General features: G+C 58.4%; 12 protein-coding genes. 9 read left to right on the top strand and 3 right to left on the bottom strand.

The annotated features are described in order from the left end of the window. The first annotated feature begins 6 nt into the window (after positions 1-6). The 6 genes from FE788_RS13325 (at position 7) to fdhF (ending at position 9,843) form a co-directional block, all read left to right on the top strand. On the top strand, positions 7-2,679 hold the full coding sequence (locus FE788_RS13325; protein ID WP_138381102.1) for a cation-translocating P-type ATPase: 2,673 nt from the start codon (positions 7-9) through the stop codon (positions 2,677-2,679). A 132-nt stretch (positions 2,680-2,811) separates the two neighbouring features. After that, positions 2,812-3,918, top strand: coding sequence for an S-(hydroxymethyl)glutathione dehydrogenase/class III alcohol dehydrogenase (locus FE788_RS13320; RefSeq protein ID WP_138381101.1), 1,107 nt, complete (start codon positions 2,812-2,814; stop codon positions 3,916-3,918). A gap of 14 nt (positions 3,919-3,932) precedes the next feature. Next, positions 3,933-4,778, top strand: coding sequence for an S-formylglutathione hydrolase (fghA, locus tag FE788_RS13315; protein WP_138381100.1), 846 nt, complete (start codon positions 3,933-3,935; stop codon positions 4,776-4,778). 139 nt (positions 4,779-4,917) lie between these two features. Next, complete coding sequence (locus tag FE788_RS13310) at positions 4,918-5,403, top strand: formate dehydrogenase subunit gamma (RefSeq protein ID WP_138381099.1); 486 nt, start codon at positions 4,918-4,920, stop codon at positions 5,401-5,403. Next, the gene (locus tag FE788_RS13305) at positions 5,400-6,977 is read left to right on the top strand and encodes a formate dehydrogenase beta subunit (RefSeq protein ID WP_138381098.1); all 1,578 of its coding nucleotides are present in this window, start codon (positions 5,400-5,402) and stop codon (positions 6,975-6,977) included. The genes FE788_RS13310 and FE788_RS13305 overlap by 4 nt, the downstream gene beginning before the upstream one ends. A gap of 4 nt (positions 6,978-6,981) precedes the next feature. Then, complete coding sequence (gene fdhF / locus FE788_RS13300) at positions 6,982-9,843, top strand: formate dehydrogenase subunit alpha (RefSeq protein WP_138381097.1); 2,862 nt, start codon at positions 6,982-6,984, stop codon at positions 9,841-9,843. 35 nt (positions 9,844-9,878) lie between these two features. Here the strand turns inward: fdhF and FE788_RS13295 are convergent, their stop codons facing one another. The 3 genes from FE788_RS13295 to FE788_RS13285 form a co-directional block, all read right to left on the bottom strand. Beyond that, a complete protein-coding gene (locus FE788_RS13295; RefSeq protein ID WP_138381096.1) occupies positions 9,879-10,424 on the bottom strand; it encodes a retropepsin-like aspartic protease family protein in 546 nt (181 codons plus the stop codon). 134 nt (positions 10,425-10,558) lie between these two features. Beyond that, positions 10,559-10,945: an RNA-binding S4 domain-containing protein gene (locus tag FE788_RS13290; protein ID WP_138381095.1), complete on the bottom strand. Its 387-nt coding sequence runs from the start codon at positions 10,943-10,945 to the stop codon at positions 10,559-10,561. Between the two features lie 43 nt (positions 10,946-10,988). Continuing rightward, positions 10,989-14,168 (bottom strand): helicase-related protein, encoded by a 3,180-nt coding sequence (locus FE788_RS13285; protein ID WP_210414003.1) that lies wholly within the window; start codon positions 14,166-14,168, stop codon positions 10,989-10,991. Positions 14,169-14,603: 435 nt separating this feature from the next. Between FE788_RS13285 and FE788_RS13280 the strand changes: the two genes are divergently transcribed. From FE788_RS13280 to amaB, 3 genes are all read left to right on the top strand, one after another. Further along, positions 14,604-15,044, top strand: a complete 441-nt coding sequence (locus FE788_RS13280) for an Lrp/AsnC family transcriptional regulator (RefSeq protein ID WP_138381094.1) — start codon at positions 14,604-14,606, stop codon at positions 15,042-15,044. Positions 15,045-15,239: 195 nt separating this feature from the next. Continuing rightward, positions 15,240-16,913 (top strand): thiamine pyrophosphate-binding protein, encoded by a 1,674-nt coding sequence (locus tag FE788_RS13275; protein ID WP_138381093.1) that lies wholly within the window; start codon positions 15,240-15,242, stop codon positions 16,911-16,913. 60 nt (positions 16,914-16,973) lie between these two features. Continuing rightward, the gene (gene amaB / locus FE788_RS13270) at positions 16,974-18,482 is read left to right on the top strand and encodes an L-piperidine-6-carboxylate dehydrogenase (protein ID WP_210414001.1); all 1,509 of its coding nucleotides are present in this window, start codon (positions 16,974-16,976) and stop codon (positions 18,480-18,482) included. Positions 18,483-18,587 lie beyond the last annotated feature (105 nt).

Here is an 18,587-nt window from a genome sequence, read left to right as displayed (position 1 = left end):
AAAACCATGACGGGGGACAGTCTTATCAAGAATGCACATGGCCTGAGTATTGAAGCCTGTTTGCAGGCTGTAGACAGCTCTCCACAGGGGTTATCCGAACAAGAAAGCGCCGCCCGGCTTGACCGGTTTGGCGAAAACCGCCTGCCACAGGAACGCGTGCCGTCGGTTGGCGTGGTGTTCCTCAAACAGTTCAAAAGTCCGCTGATCTATGTTCTGCTTTTTGCCGGTTTTGTGACCCTGATGCTGCGGGAATATCCGGGCACTGTCTTTATCTTTGCGGTTCTTCTAATCAATGCCGTCATTGGCACGTTCCAAGAACACTCTGCCAACCGGGCTGCGGCAGCGCTCAGAAAAATGACCACATCGCTGGCCCGGGTGCGCCGGGGTGGTGAAATCTGCGAAGTGGATGCCAGCAAACTGGTGCCGGGGGACATTGTGCTGCTGGAAAGCGGGAACAAGATCCCCGCGGACCTGCGGCTGATCCGGACGGTCGATTGTCTGATTGACGAATCCCTGCTGACCGGGGAATCCCTTGCGGTGACCAAAGACGCCGACAGAGTGCTGGACGAGGAGGTCGCCACGGGGGACAGGGTCAATATGGCCTTTGCCGGCACCTTGCTCACCCGCGGGCGGGCGGAGGGGGTTGTGGTCGCCACGGGGCTTAATACCCGATTGGGCGAAATTGCCCGCCAGATCACGGAAAAGTCCCGCGCCCGCTCCCCGCTGCTGATCCGTATGGAGCGGTTTACGTTCAGAATTTCCGTGCTGATTGCCGTGCTGATCCTGCTGATTTCGACAGCGCTTTATTTTCAGGGCGCCACGCCGGAGCAGATTTTTCTGATTGCTGTGGGGCTTGCGGTGGCCACCATCCCTGAAGGTCTGCCGGTCACGCTCACCATCGCGCTGGCCATCGGCATGCAGCGCATGGCCCGACGTCATGTGATTGTGCGTCGGCTGGTGGCGGTGGAGGCTCTTGGGTCCTGCACCCTGATCGCCAGCGATAAGACCGGTACGCTGACCCGTAATGAACTGACGGTGGAGCAAGTCGTCTTTCCAGGGGATGCGACGCCGTCCCCGGCGGGCCGGAAGAGCCTGTTTGCGGCCGCGGTATTGGCCAATGAAGCCTATCTGCGGGAGGAAAACGGGGCCCTTCACGGACATGGTGATGCGGTGGATGTGGCACTGTTGATGAAGGCGCGGGAGGAAGGATTCAGCCGGGAAGACCTTGAAAAGACCTATCCGCCGTTTCAAAAAATTCCCTATGAATCGGCGCTCAAAATTGCGGCCAGCATGCATGAAGCCCCCCATGGCGAGCCCCTGGTTTTTGTCAAGGGCGCGGTGGAGACTCTTCTGGAAATGTGCTGCTATCAACTGGGCGGGGAAACGGAAAGGGTGCCCCTTGATCCAGCAGCAATCCGCCGGCAGGAGCAATCTCTCAGCCGCCAGCAATACCGGGTACTGGCCTTTGCCATGGGCCCCATTGAAAAAAAGGATCATTACCATATTTCGGATCTGAAAGAATTGACCTTTTTGGGCCTTATGGGCATGCGCGACCCCTTGCGTGAAGAGGCCCGTCCGGCCATCCGGGCCTGCCATGAAGCGGGTGTGGAGGTGGTCATGATCACCGGGGACCATCCTGAAACGGCACGGGCCATCGCCCGTGATCTGTCTTTAGTGTCGGATCAGGATGAGGTAGTAAGCGGCCGGGAGCTGGAGGCGGCCAAGGCGGAAGGGCCGGCGGCGGTGGACCGACTGACCCGGGATCATCGGGTGTTCGCGCGGGTGGAACCGGGACAAAAGCTGGATATTGTGGATTCCCTGATCCGCAATGGTCATTTTGTGGCGGTGACTGGCGACGGGGTCAATGATGCGCCAGCCCTCAAACATGCCCATGTGGGGGTGGCCATGGGCTGCAAGGGCACGGATGTGGCGCGCGAGAGTGCCGAAATCGTACTGACCGATGATAATTTTGCCTCCATCGTTTCAGGCATTGAGGAAGGCCGGACCGTTTATGCCAATATCCGCAAGATCGTCTTTTTCCTGATTTCCACCAGCATGACGGAAATCATCATGATTCTGGCGGCGATCTTGCTCAGCATGCCGGTCCCGCTTTATGCCACCCAGCTGTTGTGGCTCAATTTCGTCACCAGCATCATTCAGGATGTGGCCCTGGCCTTCGATCCGCCAGAAGGCAATGAACTGAAGCGCCCGCCCCGCAATCCCAAGGAGCCCATCTTTGACCGGCTGATGATTGGGCGGATTGCCCTGGTTTCAGGTATTATGGGGCTGATCAGTTTTGCCGAATTTTACTGGATGCTCAATTACGGCGGCTTCAGTGAGGCGGATGCCCGCAATCTGGTGCTGTTGCAGTTTGTGTTTTTTGAAAATGTGATGGTGCTGAACTGCCGTTCGGAAACCCTATCCTTTTTCCAGCGCCCGCTGATGACCAATTCGTTGCTGATTTACGGCACGCTGGCGGCCCAAATGTTGCATATTGCGGCCATGTATACGCCGGGCCTGCGCGAGGCTTTGCATATTCATCCGGTCAGTCCGCATCAATGGGGATTGTTGCTGGCGGTGGCCTTTGTCATCATGCTGGTGATTGAGGGGGAAAAAGTCCTGCGCCGGCGGAGTGCGCGCCCGGCCTCGGGGCGCAGATTCAGTTTCACGGATAAATGAAGCTTCACAGATAAATGAATTGCAATAAATGAATTGAGACCGGGGGCAAACCAGTGTTATTCCTGGGGCAAGGGCCTCGCTCTGCAAGGCCGTAAAAGATCCGCACCAACACCTTACAAAGGAGACATCATCATGGAAACCCGCGCCGCTGTGGCCTTCAAGGCCGGTGCCCCGTTGTCTATTGAAACCGTTGAACTCGACGGCCCGCGGGCTGGCGAGGTGCTGGTGGAGCTCAAGGCCACCGGGATCTGTCACACCGACGCCTTCACCCTTTCGGGCGACGATCCGGAAGGTGCCTTTCCCGCCATTCTCGGCCATGAAGGTGCCGGCGTGGTGGTCGAGGTGGGCAAAGGCGTCACGTCGCTCAAACCCGGGGATCATGTGATCCCGCTCTATACCCCCGAATGCCGGGAATGTGAGTATTGCCTGCATCCCAAGACCAATCTGTGTCAGGCGATCCGGGAAACCCAGGGTCGGGGCGTCATGCCCGACGGCACCAGCCGTTTTTCGCTCAACGGCGAACCGATCCTACATTATATGGGCTGTTCCACCTTTTCCAATTACACCGTGCTGCCAGAGATCGCCTTGGCTAAAATCCGCCAGGACGCGCCCTTTGACAAGGTTTGCTATATCGGCTGCGGGGTGACCACCGGCGTCGGCGCCGTGGTCTTCGACGCCAAGGTGGAGCCGGGCAGCAATGTGGTGGTTTTCGGGCTCGGCGGCATCGGCCTTAATGTGATTCAGGGCGCGCGCATGGTTGGCGCTAACAAGATCGTCGGCATCGACATTAACGAGACCAAGGTGGATATGGCCCGCAAGTTTGGCATGACCGATTTCATCAACCCGCAAAAGGTGGACAATATCGTCGAGGCGATCATGGATCTCACCAATGGCGGTGCTGATTACAGCTTTGAATGCATCGGCAATGTGAACACCATGCGCCAGGCGCTGGAATGCTGCCACAAGGGCTGGGGCGAAAGCGTCATTATCGGCGTTGCCGGGGCCGGGCAGGAAATTTCCACTCGCCCGTTCCAACTGGTCACGGGACGGGTCTGGCGGGGGTCGGCCTTTGGCGGTGCGCGCGGGCGCACCGACGTACCGAAGATCGTCGACTGGTACATGGACGGCAAGATCAATATCGACGATCTGATCACCCATACCATGCCGCTGGAGGACATTAACAAAGCCTTCGATTTGATGCATAAGGGCGAAAGCATTCGCAGTGTGGTGCTGTATTGATGGACAACATAGACATGACGGATCTGATTGTCGGCGAACATCGCTGTTTTGGCGGCCGGGTGCTGTATTGTGAACATTCCTCCGCCGTCACCCGGTGCCGTATGCGTTTTTCCCTGTTTCTGCCGCCGGCGGCAGAAGAGGGACGAGTACCGCTTCTCACTTATCTGGCGGGACTGACCTGTACCGAAGAGAATTTCACCACCAAGGCCGGGGCGTACCGGAAGGCCGCTGAACTGGGGCTGGCGCTCCTGGCGCCGGATACCTCGCCGCGCGGCGAGAATGTCCCGGATGATCCGGCCTATGACCTGGGCCAGGGGGCGGGCTTTTATGTGGATGCGACGCGCGATCCCTGGCAAGAGCATTTCCGGATGGAAACCTACATAACCGAGGAATTGCGGCGGTTGGTGCTCGATGCCTTTCCCGTGGATGGGGCGCGGCTGGGCCTTTTCGGACACAGCATGGGCGGACATGGTGCGATCACGCTGTATCTTAAAAATCAGGACATTTATACATCGCTGTCGGCCTTCGCGCCGATTGTCGCGCCGATGAACTGTCCCTGGGGGCAAAAGGCGCTCAGCGCCTATCTGGGCGAGGACCGGGAAAGCTGGCGGCGCTATGACAGTTGTGAGCTGATGCGGGCGCTGGGCGCGGCGACGGATCGTCCGGAAATCCTGATTGATCAGGGCTTGGCGGACAGTTTCCTTGAGAACCAGCTCAAACCGCATCTGTTCGAGGAGGCCTGCCGGGCGGTGGGCCAGAAACTGACCCTGCGCCGGCATGAGGGTTATGATCATGGCTATTTTTTCATCCAGACCTTTATGGATGATCATCTTCGGCATCATGCGGCCCTGTTAGAGTGAATTGAGTCAACCTCTTCACAATTCACTCTCTCTTCACAATTCACTCTAGGGGGGTAAAGCCGGCGGTGGTGTAGGCGACGAAGATAAACTGTGATACAATGTCCCCCACAACGGAGGCCGGAGAAAAGGAGAATATGGGGTGGCAACAGAACGGAACCCGGGACCCGACTGGGACCCGGGTCGGGCGGATCAGATCATCTCCGGACATTGTGGGGTGAAAGGTGGCCTGATCGAAGCGCTACACGCCTTGCAGGCGGAATTCGGGTATATTGATGAGGCCGCTTATGAGACGCTGGCCAAGGCTTTTAACCTGTCCCGGGCGGAAGTTTATGGGGTGGTGAGTTTTTACCACGATTTCCGCGACCGCCCGGCCGGACACAAGGTCGTGAAACTCTGCCAGGCCGAAGCTTGCCAGGCGATGGGGTCACGAAAACTCACGGCTGCGGTCAAGGATTTCTTGGGGGTTGATTTTGGCGAAACCACCTGCGACGGGGCGGTGACCCTGGAAGCGGTCTATTGTCTGGGCAACTGCGCCACTCCGCCCAGTGTCATGATTGACGATCGGGTCTATGGCCGGATGACGGCGGAAAGGTTCAGTCGTCTTGTTCGGGGGAGGCCCTCATGAGCGACCTTTATACCCATAACGATCGCCTGGCCCGGATTTATATCCCGCTGGAAACCACGGCGCTGTCCTTGGGGGCGGATGAGGTGGCCGTGGCAATCTTTGATGAGGCGCGCCGGCGCGGTATCGAGCTGGATATTGTGCGCAACGGCAGCTGGGGCTTAAGCTGGCTGGAACCCATGGTTGAGGTGGAAACGCCCTGGGGGCGGCTGGCCTATGGTCCGGTGAACCCGGATGATGTGCCCGGACTTTTTAAGGCCGGTTTCCTGGACGGGGGAACACATGAGCTGTCACTGGGGCCGACGGTGGACATTCCCTATCTGGCGCGGCAGGAACGGCTGACCTTTGCTCGCATTGGCCGGATCGAACCCCTGAATGTGGAAGACTATCGGGACACTGGCGGGTTCGAGGGACTGGAAAAAGCCCTTGTCATGTCGCCTGAGGCCATCGTGCGGGAGGTGATCGGGTCCGGGCTGCGCGGACGTGGGGGGGCAGCCTTTCCCACCGGCATCAAATGGGAGACGGTGCTGAAGGCTGGGGCGGATCAGAAATATATCGCCTGCAACGCCGATGAGGGCGACAGCGGCACTTTTGCCGATCGGCTTTTGATGGAAGGGGATCCCTTCTCTGTGATCGAAGGTATGATTATTGCCGCTCTGGCGGTGGGAGCGGACAAGGGCTTTATCTATCTCAGAAGTGAATATCCGCTCTGTTACGAAATCCTGGAAGAGGCGCTGGAGGTCCTGCGAACGCAGGGATGGTTGGGACCGGATATCCAAGGCTCCGGTCGCGCGTTTGACATTGAGCTGCGCAAAGGGGCCGGCGCTTATATTTGCGGGGAAGAGACCAGCATGCTCGAAAGCCTGGAAGGCAAACGCGGACAGGTGCGTGCCAAACCGCCGCTGCCAGCGCACGAAGGCCTGTTCGGCAAGCCGACCGTGGTCAACAATGTGGTGACGCTGGCCACCGTGCCGTTCATTCTTGCCGAAGGTGCAGAGGCTTATGCCGATTTTGGCCGGGGCCGTTCCCGTGGCACCCAGCCGTTCCAGCTTGCAGGCAATATCCGGTGCGGCGGGCTGGTGGAAAAGGCGTTTGGTATTACCCTGCGCGAGCTGGTGGAAGATTTCGGGGGCGGAACGTTTTCAGGAAGGCCGATACGTGCCATTCAGCTGGGCGGGCCGTTGGGAGCTTATCTTCCGGCCCGTCAAATGGACCTGCCGATGGCCTATGAGACGTTGGCCCATGTCGGCGCCATGCTTGGCCATGGCGGGGTCGTGGTGTTTGATGACACGGTGGATATGGCGGAACAGGCGAAATTTGCCTTTGAATTCTGTGAAGTGGAATCCTGTGGGAAATGCACCCCCTGTCGTCTGGGATCGGTGCGTGGGGCGGAAACCCTGGACAGGATTATCAGCGGCGAAAATCCGGTAGACAATCATGCGTTGCTGAAGGATCTATGTGAAGTCATGGAGCAGGGCTCGCTTTGCGCCATGGGGGGGCTTATTCCCTATCCCGTGAAATCGGCGCTGAAATATTTTCCGGAAGACTTTCCGGCCCTGAAGAATGTGGCGGAGTGAGGGAATGAGTATTCTCAAGGAACGTGATTATGGCACGCCGGCAGGATCCGGGTCTCGTCAGGTAACGGTGACAATTGACGGGGTCGGAATCACCGTGTCCGAGGGAACGACGGTGATGCGGGCGGCGGCGGCGGCGGGCATTGACATTCCCCGGCTCTGCGCTACGGACAGTTTGAAGGAATTCGGCTCCTGCCGGTTATGTCTGGTGGAAATTGCCGGTCAAAAAGGAACGCCGGCAAGCTGCACCACCCCGGTGCGCGATGGTATGGAGGTATGTACGGAATCAGAACGTCTCGCCCGGCTGCGTCGGGGGGTAATGGAGCTGTATATTTCGGATCATCCGCTGGACTGTCTGACCTGTTCCGCCAACGGGGACTGTGAATTACAGGATATGGCGGGGGTCGTGGGATTGCGGAATGTGCGGTATGAAGCGGGGGGCAGAACCCACCTGGATCAGCCCCGGGATAGCAGCAACCCCTATTTCACCTTTGACCCGTCGAAATGTATTGTGTGCAGCCGTTGTGTGCGGGCCTGTGACGAAATTCAGGGCACCTTTGCGCTGACCATTGAAGGGCGCGGATTTGACAGCCAGGTGGTGGCCGGCGCGAAGCAGGCTTTTCTGGACAGCGAATGTGTGTCCTGCGGCGCCTGCCTTCAGGTCTGCCCTACGGCCGCGCTGATGGAAGATACGGTGATTGAGCGGGGGTTGGGCGAGCATACCGTGCTGACCACCTGCGCCTATTGCGGCGTGGGGTGCGGCTTCAAGGCTGAAATGAGGGGCGAGGAGGTGATCCGCATGGTGCCGTGGAAGGACGGTAAGGCCAATCACGGACACAGCTGTGTCAAAGGGCGTTTCGCCTGGGGATATGCCACCCACAAGGATCGCATCACCACCCCTCTGATCCGTGACAAGATCACCGATCCCTGGCGCCAGGTCGGCTGGGACGAGGCCATTTCCACCGCCGCCCGCCGCCTCAGGGACGTGCAGGACAAATATGGCCGCAAGTCTATCGGCGCCATCACCTCGTCGCGCTGTACCAATGAAGAAGTGTATGTGATGCAGAAACTGGTGCGGGCCGTCTTTGGCAACAACAATGTGGATACCTGTGCGCGGGTTTGTCACAGCCCGACGGGCTACGGGCTGAAGCAGACTCTGGGCACGTCCGCCGGCACCCAGCATTTCGACAGCGTGATGCAGGCCGAGGTGATTATGGTCATCGGCGCCAACCCCACCGATGCGCATCCGGTTTTCGCGTCCCAGATGAAACGCCGCCTGCGCGAGGGGGCGAAACTGATCGTCATTGATCCGCGGGCCATTGATCTGGTGCGCTCGCCACATGTGGAGGCAACCTATCACCTGCCGTTGCGCCCCGGCACCAATGTGGCTTTGCTCAATGCCTTGGCCCATGTGGTGGTTGAGGAAAATCTGGTAGATGAGAAATATGTGCGCCAGCGCTGTGATCATGAGGCGTTTAAAGCTTGGCGAGAGTTTGTCCTGAAGCCAGAAAACAGTCCCGAAGCCGTTTCCGAACTCACCGGGGTTTCAGCGGCAGATATACGCGCCGCAGCACGTCTTTATGCCGCGGCCAGGAAAAATGGCGAAGGCCGTGCGGCCATCTATTACGGACTTGGCGTGACCGAACACAGTCAGGGATCCACGGCGGTCATGGCAATGGCGAATCTGGCCATGGCCACTGGCAATCTCGGTTTTCCGGGCTGTGGCGTTAATCCGTTACGGGGGCAGAATAACGTTCAAGGCTCCTGCGATATGGGCTCTTTCCCCCATGAACTGCCAGGCTACCGGCCAGTGAATGACGCGGCGACCCGTACGCTTTTCGAAGCGGACTGGGGAGTGATGCTGGACGGGGAGCCGGGCCTGCGCATTCCGGGCATGTTCAACGCGGCGGTGGACGGGGCGTTCAAGGCCCTTTATATCCAGGGCGAGGATGTCGCGCAGAGTGATCCCAACATTCAGCATGTGGAAGAAGCACTGACCAAACTCGACTGTCTGATTGTGCAGGATCTGTTTCTCAATGAAACTGCGCAGTTTGCCCATGTTTTTCTGCCGGGGACCAGTTTTCTGGAAAAGAATGGCACTTTCATCAATGCGGAACGGCGCATCAACCGCGTCCGCCGGGCCATACGCCCCAAAAATGCCCCGCCGGGGGAGACGGGACTGGAGGAGTGGGAGATTACCTGCCGCCTCGCCCGCGCCATGGGATATGATATGCGTTACGGCAATGCGGCCCAGATTATGGATGAGATTGCCCGGCTGACCCCGACATTTGCCGGGGTGAGTTTCCGGAAACTTGATGAGGTGGGCAGCCTGCAATGGCCGTGCAATGATGCGGCGCCCGAGGGGACGGAGATCATGCATGTGGGGGGATTTGTGCGCGGTAAGGGCAATTTTGTCATTACCGAATTTGTGCCCACCCGCGAAAAGACCAGCCGGAGGTTTCCGCTGATTCTCACCACCGGCCGGATCTTAAGCCAGTATAATGTGGGGGCCCAGACCCGGCGCACGGACAACAATATCTGGCATGAGGAAGACCTCCTGGAAATTCATCCGCGTGATGCCGCAGACCGTAATATCCGCAACGGGGACCGGGTGGTGCTCAAAAGCCGCATGGGCGAAACGACGTTGCGTGCTGTCCTTTCCGAAAGAATGCAGCCCGGGGTCGTCTATACCACTTTTCACATGCCGGAAACCGGGGCCAATGTGGTGACCACGGAACTCAGCGACTGGGCCACCAACTGCCCGGAATATAAGGTGACAGCGGTAGAGGTACGCCGATGCGACAAGCCCGCCTCATGGCAGAAGCATCATGAAGCCCTGGCCCGGAAAACCCGCCGGATCGCGGAATAACCCGCAGTACCATTGGGGGCATGAGGAATGTTGCCTCAGCGGCGCAGCACCAGCTCCTCACCCTGGAATTCGAAACTATTGAGCTGATTGAGAAAACTCATGCCCAGCAGTGAGACGGGTAATTGTCCTTGCTGCGCTACTGTGGCGCTTACGTCAGTGACTTCCACATCACCCAGGCTGACGGAGGGCAGCGTGACATGGGCCATCCGGGTCGGGCCATTGGCAGTACTGACAGATATGCTATATTCCAGATGTGCAGGATACAGACCGATCTGTTCGGCGTCTTCATATGTGAGGGCAAGATGGCTCGCGCCGGTATCCACCACAAAGGAAACTTTCACCCCCTTGATGTCGCCCTTCACCCAGTAATGTCCGTCAGGACCGCGGGGAATGTGAATTTCGTCAAAAACTTCAGCGCTTGGTGCTGCTGGCGGGTCTTCGCGGGGCTCATCACGTCTTTCGCTCCCGGAAGAACCGCCCTGTCTGTCCACAGCCGCCATGAAACCGTCGGCCCAATAGGCAACCCCGATGGTTATGGCCAGGGCGCCAAAAAAGATCTTGTAGGGATGTATCATCGTCATTGTCCCAAAATCATCCGGACTCCTGGCGCGATGGCGACATCCCCAACAGGGTTTGCGCCCCTGAGCCCATCCTTATTTTGGGACAAAAGGGTTAAGGGCCGTTTAAGATTAGACGGGATTCTATCTAACGGGAGTTATTTGCCGAATTTGTCGCGGAATTTATCGAGCGCGCGCCGCTCCGCCTTGGTCGGCCGTCCGGCCCCCTTGTCCCGCTGGCCGATTTTCGGGGATGCCGATTTGGGGGCGCGTGGCGGGGTCAGGTCCTCATATAATTCGCGGGCTTCCGCTGCCGGGCCGCGCCGCAGCCCCAGCGCCCGCACCCGGGCAATGCGCGTTTCGCCGCCTTGGGGAAAGGTGATCACGTCTTCTGTGCCAATCATAACGCTGGCTTTTTTGATGGTCTGGCCATTGAGGCGGACTTTACCCCCGCGACAGATTTTTGTGGCCAGAGTGCGGGTTTTGAAAAAACGGGCATGCCAGAGCCAGACATCCAGGCGCTGGCTTTTGGTCTGTTCTGTCATGCCGCTGTTTCCATTACTGGCCTTCCGGCTTGCTTGATCCAGCCTATTTTTTGCCGCTCAGGCTTTTTTTCAGCTCGGCCAATGCCGCAAAAGGTGAATCCGGATCGATGGCCTGGTTTTTCTTGCGCGGGGCGGTTGCGGTGATCACCCGTGGCTTGGAGGCGCCGCCCTGGCGGGGTTTACCGCCTTTGCGGCCCTTGCCTCCCTTAGTACGCCGGGGATCGGCATCCTTCGGTCCGGATGACGGGCCTTTGGCGTTCCGGGCAAAAGATTTTTTCGCTCTTTTATGACGGGACGGGGCCCGGGCGACATCCGGCTGATGCACAAACAGCATGATTTTTTCAGGAACTTCCGGTTCGGCGGTCTTTTCGGCCGGACTTTCTTTCCGGTCTGTTTCTTCCGGATTTGTCCCTTGTGCGGCCGTCTCCTGCGGAGTTGTTTCTTCAGCCGTTTCTTCAGCAGCCGCCGGCGCTTCCCCGCCGCCTGTTGCGGCGGCCGCATTTTCTTCCAGCTCGGGAAGGGGGCTGTTCGTTTCCGCGGCCATTTCAGAGGGGGCTTCCGGGGGTGTTTCAGAGGGGGCTTCCGGGGGCGCCTCAGCAGCGGTTACCGGGGCGTCTTCTGATCCGTTCTCGGAACTGGGCTCAGGCTGGGCTTCGGTCTGGTTGTCTGTGCTTGCCTGCGTTTCGGCTGCGGGGGGTGTTTCTGTTGCGGCGGCACCCCGTTTTTGTTCGATTTCGGCCGCTTCCTGTGGGCTGAATTCTTTCAGCACATATCCCAGATAGCGCATGATTTCCTCAAAATCCTCACCGCTGACGCCCACCAGACTCATCAGATCAGGGCTGGGTGGAAAGGGGCCCTTGAGGGAGATTTCCCGGGCGGCATTGGCCAGCCGCTCCAGCATATCAAGCCGCACGGCATTCTTGCCGGTCACCCGGTAGCCGGAAACTTCGTAAAAGGTGCGCGGGGCTGTCTCATCAATCTTGATGGTACATAGGCCCGCCGGCGGCATTTCCGGCAGGTTGGACATATCGTTATAGAGCGCCCAGAGAAACAGCCTGAGCTGCGCCGGCGCGGGTTTGAGGACGGCTGGAATATAAAGGCTCGCCGCCCCCAGCCACACGCCCAGTTTCTTGATCTGGAACCGGCCTTCCCGATCCACCTGTTTGAAATCTCGGGCGATCAGTCGGCGCGGAATGGTGCCCAGCTTTTCGACCATCTGGAAGGCGATGCCCCGGGCCAACCCTTCAATCAAGGGGGTGCCGTTTTCGTCCGTGCCGCCATCGACGGCCTCTTTGAGGACAAAGATCGGGGCCAGAATCTCTTCCACATGATTTTTCAGCCAGCGGCTCACCGTTTCCTGAACCAGTGCCAGGCTGTCACCCTGCAGCAGCGGTGTGGGGATCACCTGCGTCCGCGGAGAGAGGATGTCCGCCCCCTTGATCACACGGGCGATGGGGATGCCCCGCCAGTTGATGGTGCTCTGGGTCAGGTCTTGTGCAAAAATCAGCGAGAGTTCGCCCTCACTCGCTTCACTGAGGTCCCGGGCCCGCCGGGCGATTTCTTCAGCCAGCACCTTGTCGGCTGCATGACGCAGCGTTTTGCTGTCTTCTCCATAGGCTCCGGGATCCTCCCGGAACTGGAATCCTTCCAGTGTTCCGATGAAATGGCCTTCCACGAAAACACTGCCGTCTGTATCAATCGTTGCCATCAACCTTCCTTTTTGGCGTAACTCTCTCATCAAGACCGACGTGCGCCGGTCGACGAATCGTTGTGTCAGGCGTTCATGTAGCGCATCTGACAGCCTGTCTTCAATATCTCTTGTCACATCCTGCCAATGTGCCGCCCTGTCCAGCCATCCCGCCCGGTGGGAAATATACGTCCAGGTCCGGATATGCGCAATACGCGATGACAGGCTATCGATCCCGCCATCGGTACGATCCAGGGGAGCGATCTGGCGGGCAACCCAATCATGGGACAACACCCCGTTGTCCGAGGAAATCTGCCAAAAAATCTCCGCCAGGAGGTTGACATGTTCCTCGTCTGAGGTTTTGCGGAAGTCCGGAATCTGGCATACTTCCCATAATGTCTTAAGGGCTGCGGGGCCCCCGAGCAAGGGTCTGATCCGGGGGTTGTCCACCAGGCGGCGCAGCGCCAGCAGGTCGATCTTTTCCAGGGTGCGGGTGAGGCCGGGCCGCTCCGGCGGGGCCTCCAGCGAACGAATCAGGGCGTCCGGGTGACTGAAATCCAGATAGGCATTGCGCCATTGCAGGACGGTTTCCGGGGCAAAGTCATGATCTTCAATGGCACGAACCACCTCTTCCGGCAGGCCGCGTTCATAATCCGCGCCTTCGCTCAGGATGCCGAAGGTGCCATTGTTCATGTGGCGGCCGGCGCGTCCGGCGATCTGACCCAGTTCCGCCGGGGTGAGCGTGCGCATCCGCTGACCGTCGAATTTCCAGGTCTGGGCGAAACAGACATGGTCGATGTCCATATTGAGCCCCATGCCGATGGCGTCGGTGGCCACCAGATAATCCACATCGCCGTTCTGGTATAATTCGACCTGGGCATTGCGGGTGCGCGGGCTGAGTGCGCCCATGACCACGGCGGCCCCGCCTTTTTGCCGGCGGATCATTTCCGCATAACCGTACACATTATTGGCGCTGAAGGCGACCAGGGCCGAGCGCCGCGGCAGACGCGAGAGTTTTTTCGGCGTGACATAGCTCAGGGTTGAAAAGCGCCGGCGGGTGGAAAAGTCCACATTCGGCACAAGTTGCCGAATCAGCGGACGCATGGTGTCGGCGCCCAAAAACATGGTTTCCTCCCGCCCTCGCGCCCTGAGCAGCCGATCGGTGAACACATGGCCCCGCTCCCGGTCTGCGGCCAGTTGCACTTCATCGAGGGCGAGGAACGCCACCTCCTTTTCCATCGGCATGCTTTCCACGGTGCACACATACCAGCGCGGATTTTTGGGCATGATCTTTTCCTCGCCGGTAATCAGCGCCACGGTATTACGTCCGCCTGGATTCTGTGGCGAGGTGATGATACGGTCATAGATTTCCCGGGCCAGAAGCCGCAACGGCAGTCCGATCATTCCTGTGGAATGACCCAGCATGCGTTCGACAGCCAGATGGGTTTTCCCCGTATTGGTCGGGCCCAGCACCGCCTTGACATAACCCGGCTGATGCAGGGAACTTTCCACGGCCCGGTTGGATACAGTCATCATGCCTGCGGTTTAGCATGAAACGGTCAGGTCGTCATGCAGAATAGACAGAAAAATCACCGTCAAACCGTCGCCACGATCCGCGGGGCTAGTCTTCTGACTCTGAAATTCGTATCATATTTGTAGCGGGCTATTCGAATTTCAGAGTCAACAAGAAGACTGGTTAATTATTTGGCTCTAGTGTGGTTTCTGAATTTGAAGTTCCTTAGTCGTATGACATAATCAATAACAGGAACTTCAAATTCACCACTCTAGATGGCTTCGATGCTGGCGCGCCTCGTCATGACGGTGAGACTGTGCCGCCATTGCTTACGCTCGGAAGGGCGGGTTGTCAGAGAGAGGGCTTGTATCGCCGGTCCGCCATGAATGCAAAAAATAATGAACATTCGTCATTTTTGTGTTACGGTCGTTCAAAATCATTGAACAAAAGGGCAAAATATGGATCTTCAGGACAATGAAAAGAAGCTTTTGGAGCTGTTGAAGGTGAATAGTCGGTTGAGTGCGGCGGAGCTGGGGCGCAAGCTGGGGCTGGCTCGTTCCACCATTCATATGATGCTGCAAAAACTGGAAGAAAAGGCCATCGACAGCTATACCATCACCCTGAAGCCCGAACTGGATGTCCCGAAAATCAGCTGTTATGTGATGATCACCCGCGACCCCAAAAAAACTGCGGAAATCGAACAGGCGCTTTATGATATGCCTAGCGTGGAGTGTCTGAGCACAGTGGCAGGGGCCTATGATTTTATTGCCCTGGTGCGCACCACCACCCATGCCGAACTGGATGATGTGTTGACCAGTATCGCCCTGTTGCCCGGTATTATTAAAACCGAGACTCACATCATCCTGTCGCCCAAGTTCGACCGCCGTATTGGGAAATAGGCGGAGAAATAGCAGGACACCGGCAGGAAAGTATCGAATTATCTATAATAACTAATTATTGTTCATATTAAGAACTATTTGTTCGTTATTTCTTGACTTTTGTAGATATTGCCGTCTTAATCCAAAGAATTTACGGTGCTGGAAAGGCGCTGGCTGAGGTTCGGTTTTGAAGATGCCAAATTTGAAGGTGACAGCATGACAGAAAGGATGACCGCGGCCCGTTCTCTGGTCGAATGTCTTCTGGTGAATGGCGTGAGGCACGCCTTTTGTGTGCCGGGAGAAAGTTATCTGTCGGTGCTTGATGCGTTGTATGACGTGCGGGACCGGCTGGATCTGATCACCTGCCGTCAGGAAGGCGGCGCGGCCAATATGGCGGAAGCCTATGGCAAGCTGAGTGGCCAGCCGGGGATTTGTTTTGTGACCCGTGGCCCGGGGGCCACCAATGCCAGCATCGGGGTTCATACGGCGTTTCAGGATTCCACGCCGATGATCCTGTTTATCGGCCAGGTGGCCCGCGATCAGGCGGACCGGGAAGCCTTTCAGGAAGTGGATTATACCCAGATGTTTGGGCCCCTGTGTAAATGGGTGGCCGAGATTCGCGATGCCCGCCGGATTCCCGAATATGTCAACCGGGCCTTTCATACGGCCCTGTCCGGCCGGCCCGGCCCGGTGGTTCTCGCCCTGCCCGAAGATATGCTGGTGGAGCCGGTCAACCCGCAGGAGTTGCGCCCCGCCTGCCCGCCACGGATTGCGCCGGCGGCTGAAAGCCTCGCTGAGGTGCAGAAGGCGCTGATCCAGGCCGAACGCCCGCTGCTGCTGCTGGGCGGCAGTGGTTGGACAGCGGAAGCGGTCACGAACATCCGGATTTTTGCGGAAAACAATCATCTGCCTGTGGCCTGCGCCTTCCGGTGTCAGGATCTGTTTGACAACACGCATCCGCATTATATCGGGGATGTGGGCATCGGCATCAATCCGAAGCTGGCCAGGCGGATCAGGGAGGCCGACCTTGTGCTCAGCATCGGGCCGCGTCTGGGGGAGATGACCAGCAGTGGTTATACGCTGTTTGATGTTCCCTTTCCAAAGCAGAAGCTGATTATGATGCACACGGCCCCGGAAGAAAGTGGCCATGTCTATTGCCCGTATTTGAGCCTCTCGGGATCCCTGCCGGAACTGGCGCGGGCCCTCAGGGATCTGCCCTCGGTGGATAATCCCCTATGGCGGGAAGAAGTGCAGGCGGCGCGGCGCGATTATGACCACTGGAGCACGCCGCCGGCCTCGCCGGGCGGGGTGGATCTGGGACAGGTTTATCAGTATCTGAATGCCGAAATGCCCAGAGATGCCATTCTCACCAATGGCGCGGGCAATTTTTCCATCTGGCTGCACCGGTTTTTCCGGTATTCCCGCTTCAAAAGCCAGCTTGCTCCCACCAGTGGGGCCATGGGTTATGGCCTGCCGGCGGCGCTGGCGGCGAAGGTGGCGGCGCCCGACCGGCCGGTGGTCTGTTTTACTGGGGACGGGGATTTCATGATGACGGGGCAGGAACTGGCCACCGCTGCCCATCACGATTTGCCGGTGATCATCCTGCTGTTTAATAATGGCATGTATGGTACAATCCGCATGCATCAGGAACGCAGTTATCCGGCCCGGGTGATCGGCACGGACCTCAGCAACCCGGATTTTGCCGCCCTTGCGCGGGCTTATGGCCTGAATGGGGTGGTGGTGGAAAAAACAGAGGATTTCGCACCTGCTTTCGAGGCAGCGCTCACAGCGGGCAAAACCACGCTGCTGGAGGTCCGGGTGGACCCGCAGGCGCTCACCCCCGCTGCGACTCTGGAGGAGATTCGCCGCCAGGCCCGGCAGCCAAAATGACGCCTCTTGTCAAAGACGGCATTTCAGTAACCTGACCATAACGTTTTACAACGGGGATATATGATGGATAAACAGAAAATTTTTGACAGTCTGAACCTCAGCGATGCCGATGTCAAAGGCGGCAAACTCAAGGTCACCAGTCCCGTGGACGGGGCCGAAATTGCCCATGTGCATATGGATACGGTGGAAGATGTGGATCGGAAAATCCGTAACAGCGTGCACGCCTTCAAGGCCTGGCGGTCGGTGCCGGCCCCGAAACGGGGGGAACTGGTCCGCCTGTTCGGCAATCTTTTGAGAGAGAAAAAAGAGGATCTTGGGGCCCTTGTCAGCCTGGAATGCGGCAAGATCCTGCAGGAAGGTTACGGCGAAGTACAGGAAATGATCGACATTTGCGATTTCGCCGTGGGCCTCAGCCGCCAGCTTTACGGTCTCACCATCGCCTCCGAACGGCCCGGTCACAAGATGCGCGAATACTGGCAGCCATTGGGGCCGGTGGGCATCATCAGCGCCTTTAACTTCCCCGTGGCCGTTTGGGCCTGGAATGCGGCGCTCGCCGTGGTCTGCGGGGACAGTGTGATCTGGAAACCGTCAGAAAAAACCCCACTCACGGCTTTGGCCACCCAGAAGCTGTTTCTGGAAGCCTGCGCCCGGTTTGGCGAAGCTCCGGAGCATTTGAGCCAGATCATCATTGGGGACCGGGACATTGGCGAGGAACTGGTGACGGATACCCGCGTTCCGCTGATCAGCGCGACGGGAAGCTGCCGCATGGGCCGCGAGGTGGGCCAGAAAGTGGCCGCCCGTTTCGGCAAGTCCATTCTGGAACTGGGGGGAAATAATGCCGTGATCGTAACCCCGAACGCGGATCTGGATCTGGCGTTTCAGGGCATCCTGTTCGGTGCAGTCGGCACCTGTGGCCAGCGTTGCACCACGACCCGGCGTCTGTTCCTGCACGAAAGCGTCTATGACAGCATGGTGCCCCGGCTGAAACAAGCCTATGAGGGTCTTTCCATCGGCAGCCCCTTGGACGAAAAGACACTTGTGGGACCCCTGATTGACAAGGCGGCCTTCGAGGCCATGCAAAACGCGCTGGCAAAAGCCCGGGAGAAGGGCGGCGAGGTGTTCGGCGGTGGCCGGGCGCTGGAAGACCAGTATCCCGACGCCTATTACGTCCATCCGGCCATTGTGGAAATGCCGGACAGCGTGGACAATGTGACCGAAGAGACTTTCGCTCCGATCCTGTATATTTTCAAATACCGTGATCTGGAAGATGCCATCGCGCGGCAGAATGCGGTGCCACAGGGCCTGAGTTCGGCGATCTTCACCCGCGATGTGCGCGAAGCGGAGCTGTTCACCAGCGAGGTGGGCAGCGATTGTGGTATCGCCAATGTGAATATCGGCACCAGCGGTGCGGAAATCGGCGGGGCCTTTGGCGGAGAGAAAGAAACCGGCGGCGGCCGGGAAAGCGGCTCTGATGCCTGGAAAGGGTATATGCGCCGCATGACCAGCACGCTGAATTATTCCACAGAGCTGCCGCTGGCCCAGGGCATCAAATTCGGCGCCGAAGACTGAGGCCAAAGGTCGATGAAATGAAATCCCAATGCCGCAGGCCGGACCGGCCTGCGGTTTTTTGGGTCTTATGTGGATCTGTTGGGCGGAAATGGTGAAAAAAGACGC

Origin of the sequence: Luteithermobacter gelatinilyticus (assembly GCF_005849285.1) — a bacterium.
GTDB classification, from domain to species: Bacteria; Pseudomonadota; Alphaproteobacteria; order Sphingomonadales; family Emcibacteraceae; genus Luteithermobacter; species Luteithermobacter gelatinilyticus.
The sequence above is the reverse complement of the archived record's forward strand: the minus strand, read 5'-3'. Positions and strand labels throughout refer to the sequence as shown.